Source organism: Anaerocolumna aminovalerica, from assembly GCF_900115365.1.
In the GTDB taxonomy this organism is placed as follows: Bacteria; Bacillota; Clostridia; order Lachnospirales; family Lachnospiraceae; genus Anaerocolumna; species Anaerocolumna aminovalerica.
The window spans coordinates 52128-68060 of the sequence record NZ_FOWD01000001.1; the positions used below are offsets into that span (position 1 = coordinate 52128).

At 34.9% G+C, this 15933-nt stretch carries 16 protein-coding genes; 13 read left to right on the forward strand and 3 right to left on the reverse strand.

Features of this window, described 5'->3' with window-relative positions; genetic code table 11:
- Positions 1-311 precede the first annotated feature (311 nt).
- Entirely contained in the window at positions 312-896 is a 585-nt protein-coding gene (locus tag BM183_RS00220; protein WP_091683413.1) for a DUF1653 domain-containing protein, read from the forward strand.
- A gap of 123 nt (positions 897-1019) precedes the next feature.
- Here BM183_RS00220 and BM183_RS00225 read toward each other — a convergent pair whose 3' ends face one another.
- The 3 genes from BM183_RS00225 to BM183_RS00235 all read right to left on the reverse strand — a co-directional run bounded on the left by BM183_RS00225 (position 1020) and on the right by BM183_RS00235 (position 2936).
- Positions 1020-1802, reverse strand: a complete 783-nt coding sequence (locus tag BM183_RS00225) for a hypothetical protein (RefSeq protein WP_091683415.1) — start codon at positions 1800-1802, stop codon at positions 1020-1022.
- On the reverse strand, positions 1796-2494 hold the full coding sequence (locus BM183_RS00230; protein WP_091683417.1) for an ABC transporter ATP-binding protein: 699 nt from the start codon (positions 2492-2494) through the stop codon (positions 1796-1798). The genes BM183_RS00225 and BM183_RS00230 overlap by 7 nt, the downstream gene beginning before the upstream one ends.
- 73 nt (positions 2495-2567) lie before the next feature.
- Positions 2568-2936, reverse strand: coding sequence for a GntR family transcriptional regulator (locus BM183_RS00235; RefSeq protein WP_091683419.1), 369 nt, complete (start codon positions 2934-2936; stop codon positions 2568-2570).
- 200 nt (positions 2937-3136) lie between these two features.
- Between BM183_RS00235 and BM183_RS00240 the strand changes: the two genes are divergently transcribed.
- The 12 genes from BM183_RS00240 (at position 3137) to BM183_RS20635 (ending at position 15917) form a co-directional block, all read left to right on the forward strand.
- Complete coding sequence (locus tag BM183_RS00240; protein WP_242960768.1) at positions 3137-3565, forward strand: YmaF family protein; 429 nt, start codon at positions 3137-3139, stop codon at positions 3563-3565.
- Positions 3566-3754: 189 nt separating this feature from the next.
- Entirely contained in the window at positions 3755-4588 is an 834-nt protein-coding gene (locus BM183_RS00245; RefSeq protein ID WP_091683422.1) for a purine-nucleoside phosphorylase, read from the forward strand.
- 113 nt (positions 4589-4701) lie between these two features.
- The gene (locus tag BM183_RS00250; protein WP_091683423.1) at positions 4702-5625 is read left to right on the forward strand and encodes an MDR/zinc-dependent alcohol dehydrogenase-like family protein; all 924 of its coding nucleotides are present in this window, start codon (positions 4702-4704) and stop codon (positions 5623-5625) included.
- A gap of 201 nt (positions 5626-5826) precedes the next feature.
- A complete protein-coding gene (locus tag BM183_RS00255; protein WP_091683425.1) occupies positions 5827-7026 on the forward strand; it encodes a BMP family lipoprotein in 1200 nt (399 codons plus the stop codon).
- A 127-nt stretch (positions 7027-7153) separates the two neighbouring features.
- Positions 7154-8686 (forward strand): ABC transporter ATP-binding protein, encoded by a 1533-nt coding sequence (locus BM183_RS00260; protein WP_091683427.1) that lies wholly within the window; start codon positions 7154-7156, stop codon positions 8684-8686.
- Positions 8679-10001: an ABC transporter permease gene (locus tag BM183_RS00265; protein ID WP_170847836.1), complete on the forward strand. Its 1323-nt coding sequence runs from the start codon at positions 8679-8681 to the stop codon at positions 9999-10001. Before BM183_RS00260 ends, BM183_RS00265 begins: the two co-directional genes overlap by 8 nt.
- Entirely contained in the window at positions 10001-10960 is a 960-nt protein-coding gene (locus BM183_RS00270) for an ABC transporter permease (protein WP_091683430.1), read from the forward strand. Before BM183_RS00265 ends, BM183_RS00270 begins: the two co-directional genes overlap by 1 nt.
- 170 nt (positions 10961-11130) lie before the next feature.
- Positions 11131-12309 carry an RCC1 domain-containing protein gene (locus BM183_RS00275; RefSeq protein WP_091683432.1) on the forward strand — a complete coding sequence of 393 codons (1179 nt, stop codon included), beginning with the start codon at positions 11131-11133 and terminating at the stop codon, positions 12307-12309.
- Positions 12310-12388: 79 nt separating this feature from the next.
- Positions 12389-13684 (forward strand): amidohydrolase, encoded by a 1296-nt coding sequence (locus BM183_RS00280; protein WP_091683753.1) that lies wholly within the window; start codon positions 12389-12391, stop codon positions 13682-13684.
- A 147-nt stretch (positions 13685-13831) separates the two neighbouring features.
- Complete coding sequence (locus BM183_RS20445) at positions 13832-14404, forward strand: Ig-like domain-containing protein (protein ID WP_097013880.1); 573 nt, start codon at positions 13832-13834, stop codon at positions 14402-14404.
- 98 nt (positions 14405-14502) lie between these two features.
- Positions 14503-15675 carry a D-alanyl-D-alanine carboxypeptidase family protein gene (locus tag BM183_RS00290; protein ID WP_242960770.1) on the forward strand — a complete coding sequence of 391 codons (1173 nt, stop codon included), beginning with the start codon at positions 14503-14505 and terminating at the stop codon, positions 15673-15675.
- An 86-nt stretch (positions 15676-15761) separates the two neighbouring features.
- The gene (locus BM183_RS20635; RefSeq protein WP_170847837.1) at positions 15762-15917 is read left to right on the forward strand and encodes a hypothetical protein; all 156 of its coding nucleotides are present in this window, start codon (positions 15762-15764) and stop codon (positions 15915-15917) included.
- Positions 15918-15933 lie beyond the last annotated feature (16 nt).

Below are 15933 nucleotides of genomic sequence, written 5' to 3' on the forward strand. Positions count from 1 at the left end.
TATTCATTAATATTATAACAATAATGCATATTTTTTCGTTCATTTTATACCCGGCCCAGGTCTCTTATCCATATAATCGGAGGGTGGTATTTTTCAAGGAATTAAAAATTCTTATTAAAAATATAGTTAAGAATTCTTATTGCTATCCCTTTTAAAAAAGAATACAATGATAATTGTCATATTGAAACATACTCAGGAGGTTAGTTTAAAATAATTTTAAAAAAGTGAATTGTAAAACAATTGGCTTTACAAAAATTGTACGTGGGGTTAAATTCCCAGGCATTGAAAACATGGAGGATTAGCAGGATTGTATGGATTATCAGAGAATTCCCAAATCAGGTGAAATATATAAACATTTTAAAAATAATTTATATCAAATTATTACTGTAGCAATACACACAGAAACCAATGAACAACTGGTTATTTATCAGGCGTTATATGGTGATTATAAAATATTTGCCAGACCATTGAATATGTTTCTAAGTGAAGTTGATTTTATTAAATATCCGGAAGCAGGTCAGAAATATCGGTTTGAATTATGGGGGCATAACTATATTCAGGATACGGTTGACAGCATTACAAATTCTCATGTAGAAGCTTCCAAGGCAATTCATATTGAACCAGAGTATGAAATCGATAATACTACGTTACAGGATGAAGAGGCGGCACAGTCCGGTGTCAATTCTGTTCTTCTTGAATTTTTGGATGCAAGATCATATAATGATAAACTAGAAATACTTTTAAATAGAAAGAAGTATATTGATGAACGATTGCTGAATGATATGGCAGTATCCATTGATTGTACCATTGAAGAAGGAACTATGGAAGAAAGAATAAAAGGACTAATATTTGCATTAGAGACCTTGGCCAGATTTGAAAATAAACGTTTAAGATAGAACTTATGAGTGAAACGGGTATTGTAAAATAGAATAAAATACCGGGTAGATAGGAATAGAGTTCTATTACAGTCAAATTCCACCTATCCGGTATGAAAATCTATCTGGCATCAACTAATAAATTTATTCTAAGTTTAATTTCTTTTGGAAAATCCTATTTGTGGTAATAAAGAAAATTATACTTACTACAATTTGATAAACAATAATACCTAATAATAATTTTAACGGTATCATATTATTACCATTGGTAATAATGGAGCGAAAAACATTTGTCATTACAAGGAGTAAAAGTAATAATAGCTGCATGAGGGTACTAATACCAATATAAGAAACAAAAGCCCCAACTAATCTATTTTTAGTAAATAATTGTCCTATGGCAATTGATGCATAGATTAATGATATATAAGTAATAAAAGACGTTAGACAAAATAGTAGTAAGGTAATTATGGTTACTGTGGTATTATTACCTGATGCTTCAAACTGAAGTAAAAACTCATTCAAATTGTTTAAAACTAGCTTTATATTTTCTGGTGTGCCAATAGCCAAAACTGCGGAACCAATGATAATAATAATACTTACAAGCAACCATGTTAAAGTAGCAAGGTATTTGGATATAATTAATTGATGGGTTTTTGCCGGTAAGGTAAACATTAGATAACCTTCATCAGACAAGAGATTCTTATAAAATCTATAAATCATTAATATAAAGGCTGTTATGAATATAGTTATAACAGATAATATAAATAACGTTTTCATAATCACTGGAATTATCATGAGAGATCCTTCAAAAATATCCAGCAGAAGTATGAGCCTGTTCATTCCTGTTGTTATTAACAGGATAAGATACAGAGGAATTAATATTCTGGATGTTGCTTTAAATTCGTATTTTAATAATTTCCCTAACATTTAAATACCTCCCTAAATAATGTGTCTATGGATTTTTGCTCTTTCATTCTTAAATCATCCACGGAAGAATGAAGAAAAATTGAGCCATCCTTTAAAAATATAACATCATCTAATATCATTTCTATATCCGCTATCAGATGGGTGGATATGAGAACAGACGCATTTTCACTGTAGTTTTTAATAATGGTATTCAGAATATAATCTCTGGAAGCAGGATCTACACCTCCAATAGGCTCATCCAAACAATACAAATCTGCTTTGCGGCTCATAACTAATATAAGCTGCACTTTTTCTTTTGTCCCCTTTGATAAAGTCTTTAAACGTCTATTTGGTTCTATATGCAGGCTTTTTAGCATGTCATAAGCCTTTGCAGAATCAAAGTTATCGTAAAAATCCTTGAAAAAACAAACAATATCACTTACTTTCATCCAGTCTGCAAGATATGTCCGTTCCGGTAAATAAGATATCATTTTCTTTGTTTCTATACCGGGATTAAAACCGCCCATAGTTATGGAGCCTGTGTCAGGAACCAGCAGACCGTTGATAAGCTTTAATAAAGTTGATTTTCCGCTGCCATTTGGTCCTAATAATCCAATGATTTGACCTTTTTGAAGTGATAAGTCAATATTGGATAAAGCAGTAAAGCCGGAAAAACTTTTATATAATGATTTACATTCTAATAATGTGTTCATATTTTTAACCATGCTCCTTTCAAAGTGTGGAGACTTTGCTCAGCACAAATCTCCGGTTGTAAGATTTTTTCTTTCAACCTAGCTCCTTTGCTAAATTTCTAATTACTTCAATTATTTCTTCTGTATCTAACCCAAGTTGCTTCATTTTATTTAAAAATTCTTTTATTTCATTTATGGCTGATTGTTCTTTCAATTCCTTTATGAGTTTCTCATCGGAAGTAATAAATCTTCCGCTGGTACGATTGGTATAAACCAACCCGGTTCGTTCCAACTCGGTAAAAGCTCTTTGCATTGTATTTGGATTTACAGCGGCATCGGCTGCTAAATCTCTAACAGAAGGTAATTTGTCACCGGGTTTAAAGTAACCCGATATAATTCCTGCCTGTATTTGCTCTATTAATTGAAGGTAAACCGGTCGTTCTGAATTAAGTTCCCATTGCATTCATTCATCTCCTTCCTGATTAGTTGTATTACTGTATTAAGCAACTAATACAATAATACAGCGATAATTTTATATTGTCAATACTTAATTTTACTTTTTTATCTTTTTATATGACAAATTGAGACACTGTTTTTTTAAATTTGCATAAGATATATTAGGAGTATAAAATCATTTCTAAAAATAAAAAGGAGATAATTTAAATGGGAAGTCATATGTCAAATCATAGAAATTGTTGTAGAGAAAGAGAAAGAGAAAGAGAATGTGAAAGAGAAAACGAACAGAGACACGTTCATGAAGTACAAGGAAGTGTATTCATTGCTGAGCCCGAGGAAGAACCTCATAATCATCGTTTTGCAACGGTATCTGGAGAAGCTATTCCATGTGGAGAGCATGACCATGTTCATGAAGTGAAATTCAGAACAGATTTTTTTAATGATCATTTTCATGAATTCTGTGGTAAAACTGGTGGAGCTATAAGAGTGGGTGACAGACATGTTCACTTCTTAAAAGATTTTACCACTGTTGTTGATGGGCATAGACATGAATTTAGATTTAATACATTTATAGACAATCCAATAGGAGAAGAACACAAGAAATCTAAACATAATTACAGGTATGATATGGAATAATTGTATTTCTATTAATAATTGATTTAATATGTTTGGGCATCCTAATTTTTAGGATGCTTTTTTATATTTATTTTATAATATGGATATTAATATTTCATACAAATGATTGAAGAATACACAAAAAAATGCTATAATATTGTCGAATAGTAGGTAATACGTATACTATAAAAAAATGAAAAGGAGATTCATATGAATCCAGTATATGAAAAACTTCAAAAATGTTACAAGAGTGTTCGGGAAAAAATTAATTTTGAACCGGAAGTGGCTTTAATCCTTGGTTCCGGTTTAGGGGATTATGCAGATAGTATTAATATTCATTCGATACTTGATTATAATGATATTGAAGGTTTTCCTGTTTCAACAGTAAAAGGCCATAAGGGAAGATTTGTATTTGGATATATAGGTGATGTTCCGGTGGTTATTATGCAGGGCAGAGTTCATTATTATGAAGGTTATCCTATTACAGATGTTGTTTTGCCCACCAGACTTATGAAGATGATGGGTGCAAAAGTCTTATTTCTTACCAATGCAGCCGGTGGCGTAAATTTTAATTATAAAAGCGGTGATTTTATGATGATTACCGACCATATATCTGATTTTGTACCATCTCCTTTAATTGGCGAAAATATTGAGGAATTAGGACTTCGTTTTCCTGATATGAGCCATGTATATGATTTGGACTTACAGGCAATCATCCGTAATACAGCGAAGGAGTCTGATATTCCTTTGCAGGAAGGTGTATATATTCAGTTTACCGGTCCAAATTTTGAGACACCCCATGAAGTAAAGATGTGCAGAATACTTGGAGCGGATGCAGTTGGTATGAGTACCGCCTGTGAAGCTATGGCCGCAAAGCATATGGGAATGAAAGTCTGCGGTATTTCCTGTATATCAAATCTTTGCGCCGGTATGACGGAACAGCCTTTAACTCATGAAGAAGTACAAGAAACAGCAGACAGAGTTGCTCCTTTATTTAAGAAATTAATTACAGACTCTATTAAGAATATTGCTAAGATGGAATAAGAGATAGTCAGTTACTCTGAAAAGGTCACTGTTCTGTTATTCTGAATAAAAGCCGTTCAAAGCTGAATTGGTGAAGGAACCACAGAAGGACAGCAGCGAAAGAAGGAGGGCCTATGAAAGCATTATATTATAAAGATAAGGCACAGTATTTGGAAGATTACCCCATACCTGTTCCGGGACCCAGCGAAAGTCTGGTAAAGATATTAATAAGTGCCATATGTAATACAGATAAGGAAGTGTTAAAAGGGTACAAGCCTAATTTTTCAGGGGTGTTGGGACATGAATTTGTAGGAGAAGTAGTAGAATCCAACAAAAAAGAACTGATTGGTAAAAGGGTAGTAGGTGAACTCAATGAAGGCTGCGGACAATGTATCTATTGCAGGACAGGCAGAGAAAAGCATTGTTTAAACCGTAAAGTTATCGGTATAGCCGGTAGAGATGGCTGCTTTGCAGAATATATGACCATACATTCCGATCTGCTTCATGTTGTACCGGAGGAAATACCTACAGAAGTTGCAATATTTACAGAACCTTTAGCGGCAGCTTTAGAGATTATGGAACAGGCTCATATCCAGCCTTCAAAGAATGTTGCGGTAATCGGAGACGGAAGGCTTGCTTTTATGATAGCGCAGGTGGTTTCTCTATCCGGTGCCGATTTGACAATAATAGGAAGGCACGAAGATAAATTGAAACAATTTTCTTCTTTTGCTAAAACTACCACAGAAGCAGATGAGACTTATGAAATTGTTATAGATGCAACTGGATCTCCGGACGGAATCTTATCAGCACAAAAACTGGTACGTAATAAAGGACTTATTGTAATAAAGAGTACTTATGCCGGAAAAGTTGAAATTGACATGAGCTCTTTTGTTGTAAATGAGATTACTATTAAGGGAAGCAGATGCGGTCCTTTTGAGCCGGCTATGCAGTTGTTGCAAAGAGGGCTTGTTACTTTGCCTGCCATAGAATTATATGAATTGAAAGATTATGAAAAGGCATTGCAATCCAAAGCTTTTAAGGCAGGATTTAAGTTTTAAAGGATTTACTTTTGCTAATTAGGATTACGAAGTAATGGTAATATAAGTTTCATATTTGGTAGTTTTGTTTTTATAGTAGTAAAGATTCTTATAAGGTTATTAATATAACTTATTATTAGGTGTCATTAATAAGTTGTGTTGAATAATATATTTATTTTATTTAAGGCAATTAAATCTTTAAACTAACAATGGAGGTCATTTATGAAAAGCAGAAAATTTTTAGCATTAGCATGTATTATGAGCCTTATGGTTGTTTTATTTACCGGATGCGGTAAAAAAGGAAATACTACAGGGGACGGAAATCAAACAGGAAACACAGATGGAAAACAAACTGAAACAGAAAATCCAGGTACGGAAACTGGTAATAAAGAAGGGCTTAAAATTGCAATTGTAACCAGCCCATCCGGTGTAGATGATGGTTCTTTCAACCAAGATAATTATAATGGTATATTAAATTTTATTAAAAATAATCCTGATGCTACTGTTAAAACAGTTAAGGAACCAACTGGTGACCCAACTGCTGCAGTACAGGCTGTTGCAGATATTGTTGCCGGTTATGATGTAATTGTAACTCCAGGTTTTCAATTTGCAGGAATTTCAACAATTGCCGGAGATAACCCAAATAGTAAATTCGTATTAATCGACTCTAACCCTCAAGAAATTGAAGGTGTTGCAGAATTTGATAATATTTATGCTATGACATTTGCAGAGGAAGAGAGCGGATTCTTTGCAGGAATGGCAGCAGCATTAGAAACAAAAACAGGCAAAGTTGCAGTTGTTAATGGTGTAGCTTATCCTTCCAACGTTAATTACCAATATGGTTTTGAATCCGGTGTTAACTATGTTAATGCTAAGTATGACAAGAAAGTTGAATTTGTAGAACTTCCAGCTTACGCAGGAACAGATGTAACTGGTGCAAATGTGGGTGGTAACTATGTTGGATCCTTTGCAGATGAACCAACAGGTAAAGTTGTAGGTAATGCTTTAATTAATGAAGGTGTTGATATTATGTTTGTTGCAGCAGGCGGTTCCGGTAATGGTGTATTTACAGCTGCAAAAGAAGCAGAGGGAGTTATGGTAATCGGCTGCGACGTTGACCAATATGATGATGGTAAAAACGGTTCCGAAAATGTAATATTAACTTCAGTATTAAAAGTTATGAGCTTGAACGTAGAAAGAGCTTTAAATGCAGTAAAAGACGGTACATTTAAAGGACAGAATGTTCTTCTGAAAGCAGATACAGATTCCACAGGATTCGTAAGTGCAGAAGGACGTCATCAGTTATCTGAAGACAGTATCGCCAAAATGAATGAAGCCTATAAATTATTACAGGCTGGAGAAATTGTACCTGCAGCTAATTTTAATGGAATTTCATCCGACTCTTTCCCTGGTCTTAAATAATTGTGAAAAAATTCCACATCGCCTTTAGCTAAAGTTGGGAAAACAGAGAAAGTTTATCACTTTATATTGAGGGATCAGTAATAAGTGATAAACTTTTTTTATTAAAATGAAGACAAGGAGAATAAAAATGTCTGAATATATTGTGGAAATGAAACATATTACAAAGAAATTTCCCGGCATTGTTGCCAATGATAATGTAACGATGCAGATTAAAAAGGGAGAAATCTTTGCATTATTAGGTGAAAATGGTGCCGGTAAATCTACCTTAATGAGTATGCTCTTTGGTATGTATGAACCTGACGAAGGCGAGATATTCATTCGAGGGGAAAAAGTTCATATTCATTCTCCAAACCATGCAACAAAACTGAATATAGGTATGGTGCATCAACATTTTAAACTGGTTCAAAATTATACTATTACAGAAAATATTATACTTGGTATTGAACCTATCAAAAAATTAGCAGGTGTAATACCATATGTAGATATTAAAAATGCCAATAAGAAAATTAGCCAATTATCAAAAGAGTATGGATTAGAAGTGGATCCAACGAAAAAAATTGAAGATATAAATGTTTCATTGCAGCAGCGGGTGGAGATCTTAAAAATGTTATACCGGGAAGCAGAGATTTTAATCTTTGATGAACCTACAGCAGTTTTAACACCCCAAGAAATTGATTTTTTACTGGGTATAATTGAGGGCTTACGTGCCGGCGGAAAGACTATAATATTAATTACTCATAAATTGGAAGAAATAAAAAGAGTTGCTGACCGTTGTGCGATTTTGTGCCGCGGTAAATTAGTGGATGTGTTGGATGTTAAGGAAACCTCTACGCAAAAAATGGCCAATTTAATGGTGGGCAGAGAGGTATCCTTTGAAACAGAAAAGAAACCGGCACATTTTAAAGAAGTAATATTAGATGTATCCCACTTGACCGTAAAGAACCAGGATAATTTTGAAGTGGTAAAAGATGTGTCCTTTACTATAAAGGGCGGTGAAGTATTTGCAATTGCCGGAGTATCCGGTAATGGTCAGGTGGAAGTTGCTGATGCAATAGCAGGACTTGTAAAAGTTAGCAGTGGTTCAATTAAGCTTAATAATACGGATATTACCAATTATAGTATTAGAAAGCGTACGTTAGAAGGTATTTCTTATATACCGGAGGATAGACAAGCTTATGGGCTGGTATTAGATTTTACCCTGGCTGAGAATATTGCTTTAAAAGATTACTATAAAGAACCCTTTTGTAAGAATGGGATATTGGATAAAGATGAAATTGTAAATTACGGAAATTCACTTATAGATAAATACGATATTAGAAGTGGACAAGGCTCTAATACCATAGTTCGCTCCATGAGCGGCGGTAATCAGCAAAAAGCCATTATTGCCAGAGAAATAGAGCTGCAGTCCCCTTTAATGATCTTCGTACAGCCTACCAGAGGACTTGATATTGGAGCTATTGAAAATATTCATAATATGATTTTACGGGAACGTGATAATGGTAAGGCAATCCTTCTAATATCTTTGGAATTAGATGAAATTATGAATATTGCTGATACCATAGGTGTTATTTACAATGGCCAGCTTCTAAAAATAGCCGATGCAAAAACACTGACCACCAAGGAAGTCGGAGAATTTATGATGGGGGTAAAGCATGAGTAAAACAAATCCTAAAAATACAAAGAATGCAAATATCATATATAGAGCTTTTCTAAAATGTATGGGAAATGAAAAATGGCAGCCTGTTTCCATACCTTTATTCTCCATTCTTTTAAGTTTAATTGCTGCTTCCATTACCATTTTGCTAATTGGAAAGAATCCTCTCGAGGCTTTTTATAATCTGTTACAAGGTGCAGGTGTACTGCCAAAACCGGTCTATGCAGGATATAAAAGTATGCTTACAGATTTATTGACCATGCTGAATTCCATGACACCTATGCTTTTTGCGGCTTTAGCGGTAGCAGTGGCTCTTAAGGCAGGCCTTTTTAACATAGGTGTATCCGGACAGATGTTATTAGCCGGATATGCAGCTACTGTACTAGTGGGTTATAGTGAGCTGAACGGAATACTTGCAAAGCCTCTTGTATTAATTATAGGTATCTTAGTTGGTGCAATTTATGGAGGTGTTGTAGGTTGGTTAAAATATAAATTTAATATTAACGAAGTAGTCTCCACCATTATGTTTAATTATATCGTGCAATATGTTTTAAGTTTCTTTATTAACTCATATTATATTGATCCAGTTTCAAGACAATCAAAATATATAAGAAGTTCAGCACGATTAACATTTATGAATGTGGAAATTGCAGGCCTTAAGATGGACTTGTCCATAGGTATTATTTTAGCTCTGATTACTGCGTTTATTATAAAATTCCTTGTTGACAAAACAAGAATTGGATATGAAATAAAAGCGGTAGGTGCAAACCCAAAAGCCGCAAAGTATGCCGGTATCAATGTAGGTAGAAACATAGTTTTAGCCATGGTAATTTCAGGGGCTTTAGCAGGACTTGCAGGAGTAACTTATTATCTTGGCTATTTCGCTTCCATACAACCAAAAGTATTAGCAAGTACAGGTTACGATGCCATTGCAGTATCTTTATTAGGTAACGGAAATCCAATCGGAATTATATTTTCCTCCTTCCTGATTTCGGTTATTGATAAGGGCAGTACTTACATGAGTTCTACAGCCGGAGTCAGACAAGAAATTGCTTCTGTTATTACAGGATTAATCCTTCTGTTTAGTGCTTGCGGTACCTTTATTAAGTACAAGATTCAAAGAGGAAAGGAAAAACACTTTGAAGGGATTAAAGCTATAGGGCCAGAGGACATTGTTGGAAGTACCACTAGTGTAGAAAAAAGCGAAAATCTCATAAAAGCTGTAGAAAAAGACAGCATGCTGGAGGAAACGGATGAAAGAAAGGATACAGAAGCAAGTATTCTACAGGAAGAGAATGAGAGAAAGGAGAGTGAAGAATAATGGATACTATAATTATTGATGGCTTATCCTTTGCTTTGCCTCTCTTTATTATGGCAATTGGAGGCATTTATAGTGAAAAAAGCGGAATTACCAATCTGGCAATTGAAGGTTTGCAAGGCTTTGGTGCTTTTGTTGGAGCTCTGACAGTTGTTTTATTTTCCAAATTTGCAAATATGGAAGTGCAATCTTTATTCTATGTGGCGTTGATCTTTTCTATGTTAGGCGGAATGGTCTATTCCATGCTTCATGCACTTTTATGTATTAACTTTAAGGCGAATCAGGTAATCAGCGGTGTTGTTATAAATATACTTGCTGCTGCGTTAACAGTATTCCTAACCACTCAGGTAAATAGTTTGATGTTTGGAGCAGTATCGGATAAATTCCAATTAGGAGTATCCAATCGATTTACTATTCCTGTTTTATCAAGTATACCTGTTATAGGAGCTATGTTTAAATCAATCTATCCCTTTGAGATAGTGATTGTAGTGATTGCATTTATTGCATGGTATGTATTATACAAGACAAGATATGGACTACGGTTAAGAGCTTGTGGAGATAATCCTCATTCTGTAGATGCTGCAGGTGTAGAAGTATCTAAGATAAGATTTAAGGCGGTAATGGTATCCGGTGCTTTATCAGGCCTTGGTGGTATGTGTTTTGCTTACTCCATCTCTGCTAACTTCTCACCAAGTATTTATATGGGATATGGCTATCTTGCCATAGCAGCGTTAATTTTTGGAAACTGGAAGATACTTCCTACTTTAGGTGCCTGCCTTCTATTTGGATTTGCAAAATCCGGCGGATATAAATTAGGACAGGTATTAGAATTACCAAGTACTTTTTCTGATTTGATTATGATACTACCATATGTTTTAACTTTATTACTGCTTATCTTTTTCTCAAAATCCAACCGTTCACCCAGAGCACTTGGTGAGATTTATGATAAAGGTAAGAGATAATTAATACTATCTAAAAATGTAATGAGGAATTTCAATCTTGCTTGTAATTCAATTGAGTGGATATAGGATTAGGGAACTGGCTTACGTTTATAGTATGGTAAAAACATAATTGTAATATAAAATTACGAAAGAAGAAAGTGATAGCTATGGGTTATCACAAGTAAAGAATTATGAGAAAATGTATTAAAAGATTAGTTGCACTATATATTTGTTTTATTACAAGCTTTATGTTATCAGGTGAGGTACTGGCGGAAACAAATGTAACAGCAAAAGATATTAAAATGGTAAACAGTAACTATGCGGGAGCTTTTGTTCATGCTAACGGTATGGTTACCATGGCAGGTTCACCGGAAGTATTTGGCTTAGGAAAACCAAAGAAGTCAAGGGGTTATACAAGTAATACAGGAAATAGCAAAGACTGGGCTGTAATTGCAGCTAATGATAATAGTTTTTATGGAATTAAAAAAGATGGAACTATGTGGAGCTGGGGATTTAACGACGTTGGTCAATTAGGAGATGGAACAACAACAACCCGATATAAACCGGTTCAAATAGGAAAAGATATAAAGTGGAAAACTGTTTCTTCCAATTATGGTCATGCCGTTGCTATTAGTAAAGAAGGATATTTATATACCTGGGGAGCAAACTGGTCAGGTCAACTTGGCAATGGAACAACTAATAATTCAACTAAGCCTGTAAAAATAGGAAATGATAACGACTGGGCAGAAGTATATGCAAGCAGTCACCATACCATCGCCTTTAAAAAAGATGGTTCTATGTGGGCATGGGGAGATGGCACTGTAGGCAGGTTAGGAAATGGTAAAGATAAAGTTATGCTGTACCCTATAAAAGTAGCTAAAAATATGGAGCATAAATCCGTTGCGGTAGGCTCTACTCATACATTAATAGTGAAGAAAGATGGATCTTTATGGGCCTTTGGCTATAATCTTTATGGACAGCTTGGTAATGGCACCAAAGACAATAAAAATAAGCCGACACGTATAGGAAAAAGTAAAGATTGGGTAGGAGTATATGCAACGGAATATATGAGTTTTGGAATTAAAAAGGATGGTTCGCTTTGGGCATGGGGTTATCTGGGTTATTTTCTGGATATAGAAGATGATGTTACGAAACCTACTAGGGTTGGAAAAGATAACGATTGGGTTAGTGTATCAAACGGTTCTGGGGATGCCCGGTTTGTATATTTCCTGAAAAAAGATGGAACGGTTTATGGTTTTGGAAATAACGGTAACGATCAATTGTTGCTTGGACAAGAAGAAACAAGACATGAAACAGATTTAGTTAAGGTGAATTATAACGTTAAGAAAAGAAAAGTGACATTAAAATAATTAGAAATTGAATACTTAATATAATGTACTTGCCTATTCTTAACAAAAGAAAAGGAAGTATATATTGAAAGGGGAAACCATGAATACTAGATTTTATAATGCTAAAATTTTAACCATGGCAGGAGATTTTTCTATAATTGAAGGAGAACTCTGGGTTGAAGGAAATCGTATCACCTATGTAGGCGAACCAAAGAAGGAAAATGGAAAGACATCATTACCTTACTTTGACAGAGAAATAGATGTAAAAGGAAACCTGATAATGCCAGGGTTTAAAAATGCACATACCCATTCGGCTATGACATTTTTAAGATCCTATGCAGATGATCTGCCTTTGCTTGACTGGCTGCATAAGCAGATATTCCCCATGGAAGCAAAACTTACCGGTGAAGATATTTATCATCTTTCCAAGCTGGCTATACTGGAATACTTAACAAGTGGTATTACTGCTAATTTTGATATGTACTTTAGTCCGGAAGATGTTACCAGGGCTTCTATTGATATGGGATTTCGATCTGTATTATGTGCAGGAATCAGTGAATTCACAGGAAGTGCCGAAGAAAATCTTGAAAATCTGGAGAATTGGTATCATAAATACAATCATCACCATGACCTGATTAGTTACTGTATTGGTTTTCATGGAGAATATACAGCAGAAAGACCTTTGTTAGAAGGTATTGCGGCTCTTTCCAGAAAATATAAGGCACCGGTATACTCCCATAATTCAGAGACGAAAGCAGAAGTGGAGCAGTGTCTGAAGAAGAATGGGACAACACCTACTGTCTATTTGGATCAATTAGGTATGTTTGACCATGGCGGCGGAGGTTACCATTGTGTACATGTGACAGAAGAAGATTTAGCAGTATTTCAGAAACGTGGACTAACTGTTGTAACCAATCCAGGATCTAATTCCAAGCTTGCCAGTGGAATTGCTCCAATAACAAAAATGCTGAATATGGGCATTAATATTGCAATCGGTACCGATGGCCCTGCCAGCAATAACGGGTTGGATATGTTCCGTGAGATGTATCTGGTTACTGTGCTGCAAAAATTAAAAGAGGATGATGCAGCTGCGGCACCAGCAGATCAAGTGTTGTATATGGCTACCGCAGGAGGGGCAAAAGCCATGGGATTAAATGAAATGGATACCTTAGAGGCTGGCAAAAAGGCCGATTTAGTTATCCTTGATCTTCATCAGCCTAATATGCAGCCTATAAATAATATTACCAAAAACATAGTTTATAGTGGAAGCAAGCAGAATGTGAAGCTTACTATGGTAAATGGTAAGGTATTATATGAAGATAATCAATTTTATGTTGGAGAAGATGTAGAGAATATCTATAGGAAAGCAAATGAAATTATAAATCGCTTGAGATAATGAGAATATATGTGGCAAACGGCTCTATGCTCCCACAAAGGGACCATAGGGCCTGTTTTCTTGTTAGGAATATAGTTTTTGTTTTATTTAGTATGAAGATAGTTTTTCATAAATAGAATATAATAAAGAAACTGAAGGAATGTTTTTGTGAAGAAAAAAGGTTTTTTCCATTTATTTGGATTTAAAGGCGGAATTTCTATTATTTATTATATAACTTTGTTTGCATTATTATGGTATTTAATCATCCCTCGTACTTCCTTATTCTTTAGGAATGATATAGAAACGCCTTTAAGTGAAAGGCTCCATGTAAAAGATCTTGTACTGGTTAAAGGTGAAGTATTTAAACTTTATGTGGTAGGAATTAATAAAAGAGTAAGCTTCTCCTCAACGGATATTAAAGTAGCTGATGTAAATATATTCGGAAAAGTATTTGCTTTTCGACCCGGAACAACTATTATTCGAGCAAAGCATGATGATGTAACTCTAAAGTGCAGAGTAAGAGTTATTGATTTGAATAAGAGGAAGCTAACCTTGAAAAAAGGAGAGACCTATAGATTAAAAGTAAAAGGTCCCATATTTAGAGTGAAGTGGAAAAGTGCTAATAAAAAGATTGCTACGGTAAGCCGGACAGGTAAAGTAAAAGGGGTATCAAAGGGGACTACAAAAATTATTGCAGAATGCAGTGGTAAAACTTTGATATGTGAAGTGAATGTGAAATAAATCCTTCTGAACAGGTCTAAAATTGGTATAAGTTGATTAAAATAGTAGTAAGCTTGTGCAATTAGAAAAGGCGCCAAAGCGCCGGAATCGAGGTTAAAGTGAAGAGATTGTGCGCCCTATTTATAGGAATTATTTTACTAACGAATATTCGAATGCCTATGAAAGTATATGCAGAACCGGAAAATAATCCCTTAGAAATTACATCAGATGCAGCAGTTTTAATAGAAGGCTCCACAGGGCAGATTATTTACGAGAAAAATAAAGATGAAAAGCTAAGACCGGCCAGTGTTACAAAAGTCATGACTTTATTATTAATCTTTGAGGCTATTGACAGTGGTAAGATAAAGCTGACAGATCAGGTTACTGTTAGTGAACATGCGGCCTCTATGGGAGGATCTCAAGTATATCTTGAGCCATTTGAAACACAGGATGTGAATACATTAATAAAATGCATCAGTATTGCCAGCGCAAATGATGCTTCCGTTGCTATGGCCGAAATGCTTGCAGGTTCTGAGGAATCCTTTGTTGCTATGATGAATGAACGGGCAAAGGAATTAGGTATGTTAAATACTAACTTTGTAAATGCCTGTGGACTGGATGAAGATAATCATTATACAACCGCTTATGATATTGCTTTAATGTCCAGGGAACTAATAACCAAACATCCTGAAATCAGTCAATATGCCACGGTTTGGATGGATACATTTGTACATACAACAAGGAAAGGGCAGACAGAATTTGGCTTGACTAACACCAATAAACTAATCAAACAGTACAATGGTATTACCGGATTAAAAACCGGTTCTACTGGTTTGGCAAAGTATTGTTTATCCGCTACTGCTAAAAGAAATGGTATGGACATGATAGCAGTTATTTTGGCAGCCCCTTCAACCAAGGTTCGTTTTAGTGAAGCTGCCAAATTACTGGATTATGGTTTCGCTAATTGCAGCATATTCAAGGATAAAAATGAAGACCTTGCAGTAAATCCAATACCGGTAAAACAAGGTATTGCTGATAGTGTAGGGTATCGGGTTAAGGATGAATTCTCTTATGTATGTTTAAAAGGTACCAATCCTGCTGATATTCAAAAAGAAATAACTATTGCGGAAAATATTGTGGCACCTATTGCGGAGAACTTTAAAGTCGGAGAAATTACCTATACCTTAAACGGAAAAAAAATCGGATCCGTTGATATTGTGGCAGCAGAAACTGTAGAGAAAGCCAAATTTAAAGATTACTTTAATTTTGCCTTTAAAAAATTCTTGTTGTAGTGACTCTAGACCTGATGAAAAGACTGTGTTAGAATAGAACATACATGCTATTCATATATAGGTAGTGCTGCTTTGGATAATTATATATGAAAGGCCAGTTGGAACAAAACGATACAAGAGGTGTCATTATGAACAAAATTACTCATGAATGCCAATCAGAAGAGAGCTATGGTGGAAGTGTAATCAGAAAAAACCATAGGAATCATACTAAGCGTAAATTCAGCTCCGCTGAATTGGTTTGAAGAATCTCCGTTTAGT

Excerpts from the sequence above, each read along its gene's own strand:
- BM183_RS00220 (WP_091683413.1), top strand. The coding sequence starts at position 312 with ATGGATTATCAGAGAATTCCCAAATCAGGTGAAATATATAAACATTTT.
- BM183_RS00225 (WP_091683415.1), bottom strand. The coding sequence starts at position 1,802 with ATGTTAGGGAAATTATTAAAATACGAATTTAAAGCAACATCCAGAATA.
- BM183_RS00230 (WP_091683417.1), bottom strand. The coding sequence starts at position 2,494 with ATGAACACATTATTAGAATGTAAATCATTATATAAAAGTTTTTCCGGC.
- BM183_RS00235 (WP_091683419.1), bottom strand. The coding sequence starts at position 2,936 with ATGCAATGGGAACTTAATTCAGAACGACCGGTTTACCTTCAATTAATA.
- BM183_RS00240 (WP_242960768.1), top strand. The coding sequence starts at position 3,137 with ATGGGAAGTCATATGTCAAATCATAGAAATTGTTGTAGAGAAAGAGAA.
- BM183_RS00245 (WP_091683422.1), top strand. The coding sequence starts at position 3,755 with ATGAATCCAGTATATGAAAAACTTCAAAAATGTTACAAGAGTGTTCGG.
- BM183_RS00250 (WP_091683423.1), top strand. The coding sequence starts at position 4,702 with ATGAAAGCATTATATTATAAAGATAAGGCACAGTATTTGGAAGATTAC.
- BM183_RS00255 (WP_091683425.1), top strand. The coding sequence starts at position 5,827 with ATGAAAAGCAGAAAATTTTTAGCATTAGCATGTATTATGAGCCTTATG.
- BM183_RS00260 (WP_091683427.1), top strand. The coding sequence starts at position 7,154 with ATGTCTGAATATATTGTGGAAATGAAACATATTACAAAGAAATTTCCC.
- BM183_RS00265 (WP_170847836.1), top strand. The coding sequence starts at position 8,679 with ATGAGTAAAACAAATCCTAAAAATACAAAGAATGCAAATATCATATAT.
- BM183_RS00270 (WP_091683430.1), top strand. The coding sequence starts at position 10,001 with ATGGATACTATAATTATTGATGGCTTATCCTTTGCTTTGCCTCTCTTT.
- BM183_RS00275 (WP_091683432.1), top strand. The coding sequence starts at position 11,131 with ATGAGAAAATGTATTAAAAGATTAGTTGCACTATATATTTGTTTTATT.
- BM183_RS00280 (WP_091683753.1), top strand. The coding sequence starts at position 12,389 with ATGAATACTAGATTTTATAATGCTAAAATTTTAACCATGGCAGGAGAT.
- BM183_RS20635 (WP_170847837.1), top strand. The coding sequence starts at position 15,762 with ATGAAAGGCCAGTTGGAACAAAACGATACAAGAGGTGTCATTATGAAC.